This window comes from Pseudomonas gingeri (genome assembly GCF_013385425.1).
Taxonomy (GTDB): domain Bacteria; phylum Pseudomonadota; class Gammaproteobacteria; order Pseudomonadales; family Pseudomonadaceae; genus Aquipseudomonas; species Aquipseudomonas gingeri_D.
This window is the reverse complement of the sequence record NZ_JACAQA010000005.1, coordinates 79,561-94,497: the sequence shown is the minus strand read 5'-3', so window position 1 is coordinate 94,497 and position 14,937 is coordinate 79,561. Positions and strand designations below refer to the sequence as shown.

Genomic DNA, 14,937 nt, shown 5'->3' with positions numbered 1-14,937 from the left:
GAAAAATTCCTCTTGATCGGCAGCGCCGGCTTAGTTCAAGTGCTCGACACGGATCCGCACGACAGGGCCGACCACGCCTTGCAGGGCCTCCAGCGCTGCGATGGCGTCGTTGATATGCTGTTCGCGCACGCGGTGGGTCAGCAGGATCATCGGCACCAGGCCGTCGTGTTCTTCGACTTCCTTCTGCATGATCGATTCGATATTGATGCCGCGCTCCGACAGGATGCTCGCGACCTGGGCCAGCACGCCCGGGTGGTCCTTGGCCTGGATGCGCAGGTAGTAGGCGCTTTCGCACTCTTCGATCGGCAGGATCGGGTGGGCCGACAGCGAGTCCGGCTGGAAGGCCAGGTGCGGTACACGGTTTTCCGGGTCGCTGGTCATGGCGCGAACCACGTCCACCAGGTCGGCGATGACCGACGAGGCGGTCGGTTCCATGCCGGCACCGGCCCCGTAGAACAGGGTCGAACCGGAAGCGTCGCCATTGACCATCACCGCGTTCATCACGCCATTGACGTTGGCCAGCAGGCGGTCGGCCGGGATCAGCGTCGGGTGCACGCGCAGCTCGATACCGGCGGCGGTGCTGCGGGCCACGCCCAGGTGCTTGATGCGGTAGCCCAGGGCCTCGGCGTAGTTGACGTCGGCGGTGGTGAGCTTGGTGATGCCTTCGGTGTAGGCCTTGTCGAATTGCAGCGGGATACCGAAAGCAATGGACGCCAGGATCGTCAGCTTGTGCGCGGCATCGATGCCTTCGACGTCGAAGGTCGGATCGGCTTCGGCGTAACCCAGGGCCTGGGCTTCGGCCAGCACGTCTTCAAAGGTACGGCCCTTCTCGCGCATTTCGGTGAGGATGAAGTTACCGGTGCCGTTGATGATACCGGCGACCCAGTTGATACGGTTGGCCGAGAGGCCTTCGCGAATCGCCTTGATCACCGGGATACCACCGGCCACGGCAGCTTCGAACGCAACGATCACGCCCTTCTCGCGGGCCTTGGCGAAGATTTCATTGCCGTGCACGGCGATCAGCGCCTTGTTCGCGGTGACCACATGCTTGCCGTTCTCGATGGCGCTGAGCACCAGCTCGCGGGCAACGGTGTAGCCGCCCACCAGTTCGACGACGATATCGATTTCTGGGTTGCTCGCCACTTCGAAGACATCGTGGGTAATCGCAATACCGGTGGTCTGGAACTGAGGCTTTGGCGTACGCATGGCAATTTGAGCCACTTCGATTCCACGCCCGGCACGGCGGGCAATCTCCTCGGCGTTACGCTGAAGTACGTTGAAGGTGCCGCCACCGACGGTACCTAACCCACAGATGCCTACTTTGACCGGTTTCACTCTGAACTCCCCATGAAACGGCCGACACGAGGTCGGCCGTGGAAAACAGCCGCTGGACTGCCAGCGGCTCGCTATTGATGACCCGGGAACCCTGTCCCGCGGGCCATGCTCGTCACAGGTTGAACGTGACGAGGCTGAATTACTTGGCGGACAGTGCCAGTTTGGCAACTTGTGCCGCCGGCTGGTAGCCCGGAATTACCTGACCATCGGCCAAAACAATTGCCGGCGTACCATTGACACCAATGGATTGACCGAGGGCGAATTGCTTGGAAACCGGGTTGGCGCACTTGGCGGCCTTGATTTCATCGCCTTCGACCATCTTGTCCATCGCCGCTTTCTTGTCGGCCGAGCACCAGACCGCCTGCAACTGCTCGTCGCCCGGCGAGCCGAGACCCTGGCGCGGGAACGCGACGTAGCGCACTTCAATGCCCATCTTGTTCAGCGCCGGCACTTCGGCATGCAGCTTGTGGCAGTACGGGCAGGTGGTGTCGGTGAACACGGTGATATGCGACTTGGTTTCGCCGATGGCCGGGTAGACCACGGTTTCGGCCACCGGAATACCGTTGATCAGCTTGGACACGCCCAGGCGTTCGGTTTTCTCGGTGAGGTTGACCGGCTTGCCGTCCTTGAGCTGGAACAGGTAGCCCTGCATGACGAACTGGCCGTCGGCGCTGGCGTAGAGCACGCGGCTGCCCTTGAGCCGGACCTCATAGAGACCGGCCAGGGGGCTGGCGCTGATGCTCTCCACCGGGGTTTCCAGTTGAAGGCTTTCGAGGCTCTTGCGAATCGCCTGCTCGGCGGTGTCGTCGGCCAAGGCCAGGGAGCTGACCAGGGCGAGGGCAGCAGCGGCGAAAATCTGGGTCAAACGCATGGGAACTCCTGAAGGCGGGCAAAGGGGCCGAGGCTGATACGACCGCGGGGAAACTGATCGGTTTCAAGCGCCCGCTTTGCAAACCGATAGAGCCTATCACATAAGCCCGGCGGGGCCGAACCCCTGTGTAGCTTAGCCGCGCGGGTGATGTTTGGCATGCATATCCTGCAACCGCGCACGGGCCACATGGGTGTAGATCTGCGTGGTCGACAGGTCGCTGTGGCCGAGCAACATCTGCACCACCCGCAGGTCGGCGCCGTGGTTGAGCAGGTGGGTGGCGAAGGCATGACGCAAGGTGTGCGGCGACAACGATTTACCGATCCCGGCGACCTTGGCCTGGTGCTTGATCCGGTGCCAGAAGGTCTGGCGGGTCATCTGCTCGCCGCGCTGGCTGGGAAACAGCACATCGCTGGGGCGTCCGCCGAGCAGTTCGATGCGAGCATCGCGCATATAACGTTCAACCCAGACAATCGCCTCTTCGCCCATGGGTACCAGCCGCTCCTTGCTGCCCTTGCCCATGACCCGCAACACGCCCTGGCGCAAGTTGACCTGTTCCAGGGTCAGGCTGATCAGTTCGGTGACCCGTAGCCCGCAGGCGTAGAGCACTTCGAGCATGGCCCGGTCACGCTGGCCGATGGCCTCGCCCAGATCCGGGGCGGCCAGCAGCGCCTCCACATCCGCTTCCGACAGGGATTTGGGCAATGGCCGCCCCAATTGCGGCATCTCGACCTGCAAGGTCGGGTCGACGGCAATCAGCTTTTCACGTAACAGGTAACGATAGAAGCCGCGCACACCGGAGAGAAAGCGCGCGGTGGAGCGCGGTTTATAGGCCTGCTCCAGGCGCCAGGCCAGGTGATCGAGGATCAGCTCACGGCCGGCCTTGTCCAGCTCCAGGCCTTTTTCCTGCAACCAGCCGTTGAACAGCGCCAGATCGCTGCGATAAGCGTCACGGGTATTGTCGGACAGACCTTTTTCCAGCCACAGGGCGTCGAGAAACTGGTCGATAAGCGGGTGATCGATGGCGGGCATAAGAGCTCGAAAAGCAAAAGGCGATAAGCAGATGAGCATTGTGGGAGCTGGCTTGCCGGCGATGGCGTCCGGATAGGCGCTGCACGTCTCAAGGGCCTCTCGCTGGCAAGCCAGCTCCTACAAGGTGTTCACTGCAACCCAACTGTGACAGCGGCAAGCGGCTTTTTCAAAACCCGAAATGCAAAAAAGCAGCCCGTAGGCTGCTTTTTTCTGCATCGGAAGCTGGACTTAAGCCAGTTTTTCCTTGATGCGAGCTGCTTTACCCGACAGGTCGCGCAGGTAGTACAGCTTGGCCTTACGTACATCACCGCGACGCTTGACAGCCATGCTGTCGATTTGCGGGCTGTAGGTCTGGAAAGTACGCTCTACGCCAACACCGTTGGAGATTTTACGTACGGTGAACGCGCTGTTCACACCGCGGTTACGCTTGGCAATTACCACGCCTTCGAACGCTTGCAGACGCGAACGGTCGCCTTCCTTCACTTTCACCTGAACGACAATGGTGTCGCCCGGGGCAAAGGTAGGGATCTCTTTGGTCATCTGCTCGGCTTCGAGTTGCAGAATGATTTTGTTAGTCATGCTGTGCTCCTAAGGTAAATCGTTCGATCTACCATCGATACGTTGTTAACTATCGTCCCGCTCGCGGATGTATTCCTCGAGCAGCTTCTTCTCTTCTCCAGAAAGCGAGCGGCTTTCCAGAAGATCGGCGCGTCGTTCCGAGGTCCTGCCAAGGGACTGCTTCAGACGCCAACGCCGGATATGTGCGTGGTTGCCACTGAGCAACACGTCGGGAACACGCTGATCCGCATACACCTCCGGACGGGTGTAGTGCGGGCAATCCAGCAAACCATCCGTGAAGGAATCTTCCTCCGCGGAGTCCGCATGCCCTAAAGCTCCGGGCAGCAGCCGTGTAACCGCATCTATCAGGACCATCGCCGGCAGCTCGCCACCGGAAAGAACATAGTCCCCAATCGACCACTCTTCATCGACATGAGCATCTATAAAGCGCTCGTCAATGCCTTCATAACGACCTGCAATGAGGATCAAGGCTTCCTCTTTCGCCAGGTCGCGTACCGCCAACTGATTCAGTTGCCGGCCTTGGGGCGACAGGTAAATCACCTTCGCCGCCTCCCCTGCTGCTGCCTTGGCCTGAACCAGGGCGTCCTCAAGGGGCTTGATCTTCATCACCATGCCCGGACCACCGCCAAATGGGCGATCATCCACAGTGTGATGTCGATCCGTCGTGTAGTCCCGCGGGTTCCAACAGGTCAGCTGCAAGAGCCCCTGTTTCACCGCACGACTGGTGATGCCGTAGTCGCTGATGGCGGAAAACATTTCGGGAAACAAACTGATCACTTCTACGCGTAGGCTAGCCATCGCTTAGAAGTCCGCGTCCCAATCCACCTTCATCTCGCCAGCGACCAGGTCGACAGCCAACACGCATTGCTCGGTATAGGGCAACAGGCGTTCGCGATCATCCAGGCTGCCCGGGCAAGGCTTGACCACCATGACATCATTCGAGCCAGTCTCCAGCAGGTGATCGATTTTCCCGAACAGTTGTCCGAGGGTGTCGATAACCTTGAGACCTTCCAGCTGGTACCAGTAGTACTCGCCGTCGGTCAGGTCTGGGAACAGGTTGCGCGGCACGCAGATCTCATAACCGGCCAGAAGACGCGCTTCTTCACGATCATCGAGATCCTTGAGCTTTGCGACCAGGAACTTGTCGTTCCCGCGTCCGCTGACCAGCTCCACCTGTTTCACGCTACCTTCGCGCCGGAGCGTCCAGGTTTTGTAGTCCAACAGGTTTTTAATTGGATCAGTAAAGGAATAAACCTTCACTTCGCCGCGAACGCCATGAACGGAATAGATCTTGCCGATAACGATCAAATCATCGGTAGAGGCCGGCGTCGCGTTCATATTGCTCAGGCCGCAACCTTAGCGTTTTCCTTCAGCAACTGAGCAACACGCTCAGAAGGTTGTGCACCAACGCTCAGCCAGTAGGCTACGCGCTCTTGGTTCACGGACAGACGAACTTCCTGACCACGAGCAACCGGGTTGAAGAAACCCACTTGTTCTTTGTGCGAACCGTCACGAGCGTTGCGGCTGTCGGTTACGGTCAGGTGGTAAAACGGGCGCTTTTTGGAGCCGCCAAGGGCAAGACGGATTGTTAGCATGTGAACATCGTTCCTGTAGTCGGTGCTGCAAATCTAAATGCACAGCGGGCATGGGTGCCCGAAAGGCCGCATATTCTAAGGAATATACGGACTTTTGCAAATGACTTTTTCCGGCGCCCGGCGCCGTGCAATCTGGATTTGCCATAGAGCCGTCGTTAAAACGGCAGGTCAGCTCCCGCTGAACGCGGGTTTACTGGCGATCCCCCGCATCCCTGCGAGGGTAGCGCCGACCGTCAGGTCGACGCGAATCTTTTACATTTTCGGCATGCCGCCGCCGGGCAACATACCGCCCATGCCGCGCATCATCTTGGCCATACCGCCTTTGGCGGAGAATTTCTTCATCATCTTCTGCATCTGCTTGTGCTGCTTGATCAAGCGTCCGATGTCCTGCACCTGGGTACCGGAGCCCATGGCGATCCGACGTTTGCGCGAACCGCTGATCAGCTCAGGGTCGCGGCGCTCGGCCGGGGTCATGGAGTTGATGATGGCTTCCATCTGCTTGAACTGCTTCTCGGCCGCGCCCTGGGCATTGCCCATCTGCGCCAGATTGACCCCGCCGATATTCGGCAGCTTGTCCATCAGGCCACCGAGGCCGCCCATGTTCTTCATCTGTTGCAGCTGGTCGCGGAAGTCTTCAAGGTCGAAGCCTTTGCCTTTCTTCAGCTTTTTAGCCAGTTTGTCGGCTTTATCCTTGTCGAGGGTCTGCTCGGCCTTCTCGATCAGGCTGAGCACGTCGCCCATGCCGAGGATGCGCGAGGCAATCCGCTCCGGGTGGAAGGGCTCGAGCGCTTCGCTCTTCTCGCCCATACCGATAAATTTGATCGGCTTGCCGGTGATGGCCCGCACCGACAGCGCGGCACCGCCACGAGCGTCACCGTCGACCTTGGTCAGGATCACCCCGGTCAGCGGCAGCGCATCGCCAAACGCCTTGGCGGTGTTGGCGGCGTCCTGGCCGGTCATGGCGTCGACCACGAACAGCGTCTCCACGGGCTTGATCGCCGCGTGCAGTTGCTTGATCTCGGCCATCATCTCGTCATCGATGTGCAGACGACCGGCGGTGTCGACGATGACCACGTCGATGAACTTGAGGCGGGCTTCCTTGATCGCCGCTTCGGCGATGTCCACCGGCTTCTGGCTCAGATCGGACGGGAAGAAGGTCACGCCGATGTCGCCAGCCAGGGTTTCCAGCTGTTTGATGGCCGCCGGACGGTAAACGTCGGCCGAGACCACCATCACGGTTTTTTTCTTGCGCTCTTTAAGGAAGCGCGCCAGCTTGCCGACGGTGGTGGTTTTACCCGCGCCCTGCAGACCGGCCATCAACACCACCGCAGGCGGCACGGCGCTGAGGTTGAGGTCTTCGTTGGCGGCGCCCATCAGGCTTTCGAGTTCGGCCTGGACGATCTTCACGAACGCCTGGCCCGGGGTCAGGCTACGCGACACCTCGGTGCCGACCGCGCGGTCCTTGACCGAATTGACGAAGTCCTTCACCACCGGCAGGGCGACGTCGGCTTCGAGCAACGCCATGCGCACTTCACGCAGGGTGTCTTTGATGTTGTCCTCGGTCAGCTTGGCCTTGCCGGTGACATGGCGCAGCGTCTGCGAGAGACGGTCGGTCAGGTTTTCAAACATGCGCGATCCTTTGAGGCCCTTATGGAGACCGAAGTGATGGCTGCCGGAACAAGGAAAAACAGCGCCTGGCGAGCCTGCGGCGTGGGCAGGTCGCGGATTATAGCGGAGACTGCATGCCGCCACTAGCGCCACGGTCTTTCGTGGACCGGGGGTTCTATGCCAAACTCAACGTCTTTCGGGCTTGCCTAACAGGACTTATGCTCCCTTTGTCACCCAGTTTGCTGACCAGCCTCGCCGCCGCCTTCATCTACGCCGCTGCGACCCTCTATCAGGGCACCCGCCTGCGCCAGGGCGCCAAGGCGAACAAACGCCTGCTGGTCGGACTCGGCGTAGTCGCCGTGATCGCCCACGCGGTGAGCCTGCTCACCCACCTGATGACCCCGATCGGCCTGGGCCTGGACTTTTTCAACGCCGCCAGCCTGATCGCCGTCGCCGTGATCGCCCTGACCCTGGTGGCCTGCTCGCGCATTCCGGTGGAAAACCTGCTGCTCCTGCTGTTTCCGCTGGGCCTGCTGACGGTGCTGCTGGCGCAGTTCGCGCCCTCGGGCACGGTGCAGATCATCGACGAGGAACCGGGGATCCTGGCGCATATCCTGCTGTCGATCCTGGCCTACGGCATGTTCACCATCGCGGTGTTCCAGGCGCTGCTCCTGCTGCTGCAGGACCGTCAGTTGAAAAACAAGCACCCTTCCGGGCTGATCCGCAACTTCCCGCCGCTGCAAACCATGGAAAGCCTGCTGTTCGGCTTCCTCTGGGCCGGCTGGAGCCTGTTGTCGCTGTCGCTGATCTCCGGCTGGCTGTTCGTCGAGAACCTGTTCGCCCAGCACCTGGTGCACAAGACCCTGCTGGCCTGTCTGGCCTGGGTGGTGTTCAGCGTGCTGCTGTGGGGGCGCAATCGTCTCGGCTGGCGCGGGCACAAGGCGATCCGCTGGACCCTGGCCGGTTTCTGCCTGCTGATGCTGGCCTATTTCGGCAGCAAGCTGGTCCGCGAATACATCCTGCACATCTGACGGGCACACAAGACCATGGACAACTTGCCCGCCGGGCCAATGCTCGCCGTATTGGCCCTGCTGATTCTCTGGTCGGCGCTGTTTACCGCCATTGAAGTCGCGCAGCAACAAATCGCCGCCCTGCGCCCGGCTTTACGCACGGGTGAAAAACCCACCGCCAGGATGAAGTTCCCCCGCGACAGCCTGATCCTGTGCAATACCCTGTGCCGGGTCGTGGTCGTGATCATCGGCACCCTGCTGTCAATCCTCGAGTGGGGCCAGCATGGGCCCTGGCTGGCCTGCCTCGGCGCCACGGTGTTGCTGCTGGTCTTCGCCGACTACCTGCCGCGCCTGCTCGCCGTCCGTTATCCCGAACCGATCCTGGCCACCGGCAATGCCCTCCTGGGCATTCCGCTGAAGATCCTCTACCCCGTGGCCTGGCTGCTCAACGGCATCGCCCAGTTGCTGCTGCGGCCCTTTATCAGCAAGGCCGGCACGGTCAAGCAGAGCGATGAAGACCAGCCGCCCCTCGATCCGGAAGATGAACCGGAGCACCCGCCACGCAGCCCGTCGCTGTCGAGTATCAAGGCGCTGGACAACATCACGGTCAACGACATCCTGGTACCGCGCAGCGAAGTGGACGGGATCAACCTCGACGACTCCATCGAGGAAATCACCGCGCAGTTGCTGAAGAACCGCCGTACCCGCCTGCCGGTGTTCCACAACGATATCAACCAGGTCGAGGCGGTGATCAATACCCGCCAGATCCTCAATCTGCTGTTCGATGCCAACCTCACCAAAGCCGCCCTGCTCGCCGCCTGCCACGAACCGTACTTCGTCCCGGAAAGCACGCCGCTGCAACTGCAACTGCTGAATTTCCACAAGCAGCAACGGCGCCTGGGCATGGTGGTGGACGAATACGGCGAAGTGCTGGGCATCGTCACCCTGGAAGATATCCTGGAAGAAATCGTTGGCGAGTTCGAAAGCGAGCACAGCCTCGACAACCCGCACATCCATCCCCAGCCCGATGGCCGGCTGGTGATCGAAGGGGCCGCGTCGATTCGCGAACTGAACAAGAGCCTGGGCTGGCACCTGCCCAGCGACGGCCCGAAAACCCTCAACGGTCTGGTGACCGAAGCCCTGGAAACCATCCCGGAGAGCGCCGTGTGCCTGAAGATCGGCCGCTACCGCCTGGAAATCCTCGAGACCGAGGACAATCGGGTCAGCCGGGTGCTGGTCTGGCACACCAGTTCGGTCCCGGTTGCGCCTTGATACAGCCTGCCCCCTTGTTTGATCGATAGACGCATTCCTATAATCGGGCGGGCTTATCCAGCCCCGCCGGAACGCCCGCTTACCCGCACCCGGCCTCCTCCGGCCAGCAATGCCTTGTCATGAATCCGCCGCCGACACTCACAGCCTGTCGCGCCGGAACCAGCCCTTATCCCTGGGCCTTCAATACTAATAATTCGCACGCGCAAGACTTTCAGGGACGCCCGCAATGACCTCCAGCAGCACCTTTGACACTGCCACGCCGAGCAAACCGCTGAATTCGACCTCGAGAGTGGCGACCGCCAGCTTTATCGGCACGGCCATCGAGTTCTACGACTTCTACGTCTATGCCACCGCCGCCGCCCTGGTGATCGGGCCGGTGTTTTTCCCGCAGACCGACGGCACCGCGCAGATGCTCTCGGCCTTCCTGACCTTCGGCATCGCCTTCCTCGCCCGCCCGCTGGGCTCGATCCTGTTCGGCCACTTCGGTGATCGCATCGGGCGTAAATCGACGCTGGTCGCTTCGCTGCTGCTGATGGGTGTCTGCACCACGCTGATCGGCGTGCTGCCCGGCTATGCGACCATTGGCGCCTGGGCGCCGATCCTCTTGTGCCTGCTGCGCTTCGGCCAGGGCCTGGGGCTTGGCGGCGAATGGGGCGGGGCCGCGTTGCTGGCAACCGAAAACGCCCCCGCAGGCAAGCGCGCCTGGTTCGGTATGTTTCCGCAACTGGGCCCTTCGATCGGTTTTCTCGCCGCCAACGGCTTGTTCCTGATCCTGGCCATGACCTTGAGCGACGAGCAGTTCCGCTCCTGGGGCTGGCGCATTCCGTTCCTGCTCAGCGCCGCGCTGGTGATGGTCGGCCTGTATGTGCGCCTCAAGCTTGAGGAGACGCCGATCTTCGCCAATGCCATGGCCCGCCAGGAACGGGTGAAAATGCCCCTGGTCGAGCTGTTCAGCCGCTATTGGGCGCCGGTGCTGCTCGGTTCGCTGGCGATGGTGGTGTGTTACGCACTGTTCTATATCTCGGCGGTGTTTTCCCTGAGTTATGGCGTGGCCAACCTTGGCTACAGTCGCGAGACTTTCCTGGGACTGCTGTGTTTTGCCGTGCTGTTCATGGCCGCGGCCACGCCACTGGCGGCCTGGGCCAGCGATCGTTTCGGGCGCAAGCCGGTGCTGATCATCGGCGGGGTGCTGGCGTTGCTGTCCGGTTTTACCATGGAGCCGCTGCTGGGCCATGGTTCGACCACCGGCGTCGCCCTGTTCCTGTGCCTTGAGCTGTTTCTGATGGGGATTACTTTCGCGCCGATGGGGGCATTGCTGCCGGAGCTGTTTCCGACCCACGTGCGTTATACCGGCGCATCGGCGGCGTATAACCTGGGCGGCATCGTCGGGGCCTCGGCGGCACCGTTCTTTGCCCAGAAGCTGGTGGCGATGGGCGGTTTGAGTTGGGTCGGCGGGTACGTATCAGGGGCGGCGGCGTTGAGCCTGATTGCGATTTTCTGCTTGAAGGAAACGCGCTACAACGATTTGAACAAGGTGGCCTGAAGATCGGCGCCACTTCTGCGCCAAGCACGATTATTGTAGGAGCCGGCTTGCTGGCGATGGCATCCTTTAGATCAATGCAGCATTCAAGGGCCTCTTCGCGGGCAAGCCCCGCGCCTACAGTTCAGTGGCGAACGCGGATTGTGCGCAGGGCACAAATCCGCGCTCGTCAGCGTGCTTACAGCTCTACCACAACCGCCTGAGCAGCACGGGTCGCCTTGGCCCGCGCCGCTTCGATCGACTCGTCCCGCGCCAACGCCACGCCCATGCGGCGCTGGCCGTTGACTTCCGGCTTGCCGAACAGGCGCAAGGCGGTATCCGGCTCGCTCAACGCCACACCGAGGTTGGCGAACGCGGTCTGGGTCGACTGCCCTTCCACCAGGATCACCGCCGACGCCGACGGGCCGAACTGACGGATCAACGGAATCGGCAAGCCGAGAATCGCCCGGGCATGCAGCGCAAACTGCGACAGGTCCTGGGAAATCATGGTCACCATGCCGGTGTCATGAGGACGCGGCGAGACTTCGCTGAACCACACCTGGTCGCCCTTGATAAACAACTCGACGCCAAACATGCCGCGCCCACCGAGGGCCTCGGTCACCGCCTTGGCGACCCGCTCCGACTCGGCCAGGGCCAACGGGCTCATGACCTGCGGCTGCCAGGACTCCTGATAGTCACCCTTCTCCTGACGGTGGCCGACCGGCGCGCAGAAGGTGGTGCCACCCACATGACGAACGGTCAGCAGGGTGATTTCGTAGTCGAAGTCGATAAAGCCCTCGACGATCACCCGACCTTTACCGGCACGCCCGCCTTCCTGGGCGTAGTCCCAGGCCTTCTGCACGTCGTCGACGCTGCGCAGCAGGCTCTGGCCCTTGCCCGAAGAACTCATCACCGGCTTGACCACACAGGGGAAGCCCAGGTCGGTGACGGCCTGGCTATAGGCCTCGAAGGTGTCGGCGAAGTGGTACGGCGAGGTCGGCAGCTGCAACTCTTCGGCGGCCAGGCGACGGATGCCTTCACGGTTCATGGTCAGTTGCGCGGCACGGGCGGTCGGCACCACGGTGAAGCCTTCAGCTTCCAGTTCCACCAGGGTGGCGGTGGCGATGGCTTCGATTTCCGGAACGATGAAATGCGGCTTCTCGGCCTCGATCACCGCCCGCAGGGCCGCGCCGTCGAGCATATTGATCACGTGGCTGCGATGGGCCACCTGCATGGCCGGCGCATCGGCGTAACGGTCAACGGCGATCACTTCGACGCCCAGGCGCTGCAACTCGATCACCACTTCCTTGCCCAGCTCACCACAGCCACAGAGCAATACGCGGGTCGCGGTCGACGACAGTGGAGTTCCGATACGGGTCATTTCAGGTCCTCAAGGAAGCAGATCAACGACGGCGCCTGGACAATCAGGCACCTGTCGGGAAGAAAGGCCGGCATTTTACATGAACTGAGCGGGACATGAACCGAACGGGCCTGACTTCAGCTGGAAAGCGCCGCCTTGCGCATCCGCCAGGCCATGGCCAGCCAGACGCAGGTCACCCCGGCGAATTTCGAGCCCAGGGCGGTGAGGATCACCCCCGGGGTCAGCGCGCCGATCAGGCCGAAGAAGATAAAGGTGTCCAGCGGGATGCTGAGGGCCGAACTTATCCACAGGCGATCGTGCAGCGGGCGCTTGGTGATGCTGAAGACCAGCCAGTCGATGCATTCGGAGATGGCGAAGGCGGTGGCGCTCGCCAGGGCGATGGCCGGCTCGGAGGTGAAGTAGGACAGCAGCAGCGCCGCGATCATCGCGACAATCGCGCCGTGACCGAAGCGGGTCTGGACCATGTCCCGCAGGATAAATACCAGTCCGCCCCAGGCGGACCAGATAATGTCCAGGTGCGGCGCCGCGGAGAAGGCGAAATTGATCAGTACGACGCTGGCGATGTAGGCGAGAAGAAAGAGCATGGAGTGCAGACGACCTTGTCTATGAGCCCTACAGGGTACTTCAGCCACCGCACGGGGCCAAGCTCAAGACTTTGTCGGGATCCACAGCAAGCCGCTGGCCTTGGCCCGCCCATGACAACGCGCCAGCACCTCGCGGCGCTCGTTGTTGTCCATGCGGCTCCAGCGGGTGATCTCCTCGACCGTACGCTGGCAACCAATGCAGATGTCCTGTTCGTCCAGCGCGCAGACACTCACACAAGGCGAGGCCACCGGACGTTCCGGCGTGCTCATGCTTCGTCAACCGCCAGGTCGCGGGCATAACGCTGGGCGTTGTGCACATAGTGGGCGGCGCTGGCTTCGAGCATTTTCTTCTGCGCCTCGGTCAACTCGCGGACCACCTTGCCCGGCGAGCCCATCACCAGCGAACCGTCGGGGATTTCCTTGTTCTCACCGATCAACGCATTGGCGCCGATGATGCAGTGCTTGCCGATCTTCGCGCCGTTGAGGATCACCGCGTTGATACCGATCAGGCTGTAGTCGTCCACCGTGCAGCCATGGAGCATGGCGTTATGACCGATGGTCACCCCGGTGCCGATGGTCAGCGGATAGCCCATGTCGGTATGCATCACCGTGCCATCCTGGACATTGCTGTTGCGGCCGATCAGGATCAGTTCGTTGTCGCCTCGCAACACCGCGTTGAACCAGACACTGGCGCCCTCCTCCAGCCGGACCTTGCCGACCAGGGTCGCATTGGGCGCTACCCAGCTCTGCGGATGCGTCTCGACCCGGGCATCGCCCAGACGGTATTTCATAGGGTTGTCCTCAAGGCTCACGACCACCTGAACGGCGGCTCTAGATGTTGATAAAACGTTCCGGGGGATTGTGCAGGCTGATCCGGGCGTCATACAACAGGTTGACCAGCTCGACGATCATGATCGCCGTCAGCCCCCAGATCTTGTACTCGCCAAAACGGTAGCTGGGCACGTACCAGCTGCGGCCCTGGTAGTCGATGCGATGGGTATGCTCACGCGGGTCCTGGCGGAAAAACTCCAGCGGTACATTGAAGACCGCGGCGATCTCGGCGTCATTGGCCCGATAGTCGACAAAATCCGGCACCACCCCGACGTAAGGCGTGACCTTGATCCCGTGCAGGGAGATCAACGGGCTGAGGGGCCCGATGATTTCCACCAGACCCGGCGGCAGGCCGATTTCTTCTTCGGCTTCGCGCAGGGCGGTGAAAATCAGGTCCGGGTCCTCCGGATCGCGGCGCCCGCCGGGAAAGGCCACCTCGCCGCCGTGGGTCGACAGACCGCTGGCGCGCAGGGTCAGCACCAACTCCGGCTCGTCACTGCGGGTAATAGGCACCAGTACCGCCGCCTCGGGAAAACGACGGTCCGTTTCCAGGGGGCGGGGCGTATGGCTGCTTATCCGTCGAAGTAACTCATCCAGCATGGCTGATCTCGATTTGCGACTTACCCGGCATCATGCACCAAAAGAAGTGACTGGCCCAAGTCCCGGACGTTGCCATGTCGCGAAAGCACAACTTGCCGACAGACCGCCACCCACGCGAAGATAGGCGCATTGCCAAGAGAATCCAGCATGAAGTTCTGTAGCCAGTGCGGCAAACCGGTGAGTCAACGCATACCCGAGGGCGACACGCGCCTGCGCTTCGTCTGCGACCACTGCGACACCATTCATTACCAGAACCCCAATATCGTCGCCGGCTGCCTGCCGGTCTGGGGCACCCAGGTCCTGCTCTGCCGCCGTGCCATCGAGCCGCGCCGGGGTTACTGGACCTTGCCCGCCGGTTTTATGGAAAACGGCGAGACCGTGGAACAGGCCGCTCGCCGGGAAACCCTGGAAGAGGCTTGCGCGCAGGTGCGCAACCTGAGCATCTATACGCTGATCGACGTGCCGCATATCAACCAGGTACATGTGTTCTACCGTGCCGAACTGGTGGACCTGGAATTTGCCGCCGGCGAAGAAAGCCTGGAAGTACGGCTGTTCGAAGAACACGAGATCCCCTGGTCCGAGTTGGCCTTCAGGACCGTCGGACGGACCCTGGAATGCTTCTTCGCCGACCGCCCGAACCAGCAATACCCGGTTCGCAGCGAAGCCGTGCCGCCCATGGTGCCACGCGGCAACGACCAATAACCCGATAATCAGAAACGCTTC

The 14,937-nt window shown here is 61.6% G+C and carries 17 protein-coding genes; 4 read left to right on the top strand and 13 right to left on the bottom strand.

Annotation, left to right across the window (positions count from 1 at the left end):
* Window positions 1-30: 30 nt before the first annotated feature.
* The 8 genes from HX830_RS08140 to ffh form a co-directional block, all read right to left on the bottom strand.
* On the bottom strand, window positions 31-1,335 hold the full coding sequence (locus HX830_RS08140) for a homoserine dehydrogenase (protein WP_177099711.1): 1,305 nt from the start codon (window positions 1,333-1,335) through the stop codon (window positions 31-33).
* A 139-nt stretch (window positions 1,336-1,474) separates the two neighbouring features.
* Window positions 1,475-2,206, bottom strand: coding sequence for a DsbC family protein (locus tag HX830_RS08135; protein ID WP_177099710.1), 732 nt, complete (start codon window positions 2,204-2,206; stop codon window positions 1,475-1,477).
* Window positions 2,207-2,338: 132 nt separating this feature from the next.
* Window positions 2,339-3,235, bottom strand: coding sequence for a site-specific tyrosine recombinase XerD (gene xerD / locus HX830_RS08130; RefSeq protein WP_152740180.1), 897 nt, complete (start codon window positions 3,233-3,235; stop codon window positions 2,339-2,341).
* Between the two features lie 228 nt (window positions 3,236-3,463).
* Window positions 3,464-3,814, bottom strand: a complete 351-nt coding sequence (gene rplS / locus HX830_RS08125) for a 50S ribosomal protein L19 (protein ID WP_100944697.1) — start codon at window positions 3,812-3,814, stop codon at window positions 3,464-3,466.
* A 45-nt stretch (window positions 3,815-3,859) separates the two neighbouring features.
* Window positions 3,860-4,612: a tRNA (guanosine(37)-N1)-methyltransferase TrmD gene (gene trmD / locus HX830_RS08120; RefSeq protein WP_100944698.1), complete on the bottom strand. Its 753-nt coding sequence runs from the start codon at window positions 4,610-4,612 to the stop codon at window positions 3,860-3,862.
* 3 nt (window positions 4,613-4,615) lie between these two features.
* The gene (rimM, locus tag HX830_RS08115) at window positions 4,616-5,152 is read right to left on the bottom strand and encodes a ribosome maturation factor RimM (protein WP_103494908.1); all 537 of its coding nucleotides are present in this window, start codon (window positions 5,150-5,152) and stop codon (window positions 4,616-4,618) included.
* Window positions 5,153-5,157: 5 nt separating this feature from the next.
* A complete protein-coding gene (rpsP, locus tag HX830_RS08110) occupies window positions 5,158-5,409 on the bottom strand; it encodes a 30S ribosomal protein S16 (protein ID WP_017124058.1) in 252 nt (83 codons plus the stop codon).
* Window positions 5,410-5,661: 252 nt separating this feature from the next.
* A complete protein-coding gene (ffh, locus tag HX830_RS08105; RefSeq protein WP_100944700.1) occupies window positions 5,662-7,038 on the bottom strand; it encodes a signal recognition particle protein in 1,377 nt (458 codons plus the stop codon).
* Window positions 7,039-7,235: 197 nt separating this feature from the next.
* Between ffh and HX830_RS08100 the strand changes: the two genes are divergently transcribed.
* The 3 genes from HX830_RS08100 (at window position 7,236) to HX830_RS08090 (ending at window position 10,842) form a co-directional block, all read left to right on the top strand.
* Window positions 7,236-8,048: a cytochrome C assembly family protein gene (locus tag HX830_RS08100; protein ID WP_152740179.1), complete on the top strand. Its 813-nt coding sequence runs from the start codon at window positions 7,236-7,238 to the stop codon at window positions 8,046-8,048.
* Between the two features lie 15 nt (window positions 8,049-8,063).
* Window positions 8,064-9,299: an HlyC/CorC family transporter gene (locus HX830_RS08095; RefSeq protein ID WP_152740178.1), complete on the top strand. Its 1,236-nt coding sequence runs from the start codon at window positions 8,064-8,066 to the stop codon at window positions 9,297-9,299.
* A 226-nt stretch (window positions 9,300-9,525) separates the two neighbouring features.
* Window positions 9,526-10,842 (top strand): MFS transporter, encoded by a 1,317-nt coding sequence (locus HX830_RS08090; protein WP_177099708.1) that lies wholly within the window; start codon window positions 9,526-9,528, stop codon window positions 10,840-10,842.
* 175 nt (window positions 10,843-11,017) lie between these two features.
* Here HX830_RS08090 and purT read toward each other — a convergent pair whose 3' ends face one another.
* From purT to HX830_RS08065, 5 genes are all read right to left on the bottom strand, one after another.
* Window positions 11,018-12,199, bottom strand: coding sequence for a formate-dependent phosphoribosylglycinamide formyltransferase (gene purT, locus HX830_RS08085; RefSeq protein ID WP_103497016.1), 1,182 nt, complete (start codon window positions 12,197-12,199; stop codon window positions 11,018-11,020).
* A gap of 116 nt (window positions 12,200-12,315) precedes the next feature.
* Window positions 12,316-12,783, bottom strand: coding sequence for a VUT family protein (locus HX830_RS08080; RefSeq protein WP_103497017.1), 468 nt, complete (start codon window positions 12,781-12,783; stop codon window positions 12,316-12,318).
* 63 nt (window positions 12,784-12,846) lie between these two features.
* Window positions 12,847-13,053, bottom strand: a complete 207-nt coding sequence (locus HX830_RS08075) for a DUF1289 domain-containing protein (protein WP_103497018.1) — start codon at window positions 13,051-13,053, stop codon at window positions 12,847-12,849.
* A complete protein-coding gene (locus HX830_RS08070; RefSeq protein ID WP_100944707.1) occupies window positions 13,050-13,574 on the bottom strand; it encodes a gamma carbonic anhydrase family protein in 525 nt (174 codons plus the stop codon). Before HX830_RS08070 ends, HX830_RS08075 begins: the two co-directional genes overlap by 4 nt.
* Window positions 13,575-13,614: 40 nt before the next feature.
* Window positions 13,615-14,214, bottom strand: coding sequence for a CoA pyrophosphatase (locus HX830_RS08065; RefSeq protein ID WP_103497019.1), 600 nt, complete (start codon window positions 14,212-14,214; stop codon window positions 13,615-13,617).
* Between the two features lie 147 nt (window positions 14,215-14,361).
* On the opposite strand from HX830_RS08065, the gene HX830_RS08060 reads away from it, so the two are divergent.
* The gene (locus tag HX830_RS08060; protein ID WP_103497020.1) at window positions 14,362-14,916 is read left to right on the top strand and encodes an NUDIX hydrolase; all 555 of its coding nucleotides are present in this window, start codon (window positions 14,362-14,364) and stop codon (window positions 14,914-14,916) included.
* Window positions 14,917-14,937: the final 21 nt, after the last annotated feature.

What these genes read in the sequence shown, in the direction of transcription:
- HX830_RS08135 (WP_177099710.1), bottom strand. Translation starts at nt 2,206, where the DNA reads ATGCGTTTGACCCAGATTTTCGCCGCTGCTGCCCTCGCCCTGGTCAGC.
- xerD (WP_152740180.1), bottom strand. Translation starts at nt 3,235, where the DNA reads ATGCCCGCCATCGATCACCCGCTTATCGACCAGTTTCTCGACGCCCTG.
- rplS (WP_100944697.1), bottom strand. Translation starts at nt 3,814, where the DNA reads ATGACTAACAAAATCATTCTGCAACTCGAAGCCGAGCAGATGACCAAA.
- trmD (WP_100944698.1), bottom strand. Translation starts at nt 4,612, where the DNA reads ATGGCTAGCCTACGCGTAGAAGTGATCAGTTTGTTTCCCGAAATGTTT.
- rimM (WP_103494908.1), bottom strand. Translation starts at nt 5,152, where the DNA reads ATGAACGCGACGCCGGCCTCTACCGATGATTTGATCGTTATCGGCAAG.
- rpsP (WP_017124058.1), bottom strand. Translation starts at nt 5,409, where the DNA reads ATGCTAACAATCCGTCTTGCCCTTGGCGGCTCCAAAAAGCGCCCGTTT.
- ffh (WP_100944700.1), bottom strand. Translation starts at nt 7,038, where the DNA reads ATGTTTGAAAACCTGACCGACCGTCTCTCGCAGACGCTGCGCCATGTC.
- HX830_RS08100 (WP_152740179.1), top strand. Translation starts at nt 7,236, where the DNA reads ATGCTCCCTTTGTCACCCAGTTTGCTGACCAGCCTCGCCGCCGCCTTC.
- HX830_RS08095 (WP_152740178.1), top strand. Translation starts at nt 8,064, where the DNA reads ATGGACAACTTGCCCGCCGGGCCAATGCTCGCCGTATTGGCCCTGCTG.
- HX830_RS08090 (WP_177099708.1), top strand. Translation starts at nt 9,526, where the DNA reads ATGACCTCCAGCAGCACCTTTGACACTGCCACGCCGAGCAAACCGCTG.
- purT (WP_103497016.1), bottom strand. Translation starts at nt 12,199, where the DNA reads ATGACCCGTATCGGAACTCCACTGTCGTCGACCGCGACCCGCGTATTG.
- HX830_RS08080 (WP_103497017.1), bottom strand. Translation starts at nt 12,783, where the DNA reads ATGCTCTTTCTTCTCGCCTACATCGCCAGCGTCGTACTGATCAATTTC.
- HX830_RS08075 (WP_103497018.1), bottom strand. Translation starts at nt 13,053, where the DNA reads ATGAGCACGCCGGAACGTCCGGTGGCCTCGCCTTGTGTGAGTGTCTGC.
- HX830_RS08070 (WP_100944707.1), bottom strand. Translation starts at nt 13,574, where the DNA reads ATGAAATACCGTCTGGGCGATGCCCGGGTCGAGACGCATCCGCAGAGC.
- HX830_RS08065 (WP_103497019.1), bottom strand. Translation starts at nt 14,214, where the DNA reads ATGCTGGATGAGTTACTTCGACGGATAAGCAGCCATACGCCCCGCCCC.
- HX830_RS08060 (WP_103497020.1), top strand. Translation starts at nt 14,362, where the DNA reads ATGAAGTTCTGTAGCCAGTGCGGCAAACCGGTGAGTCAACGCATACCC.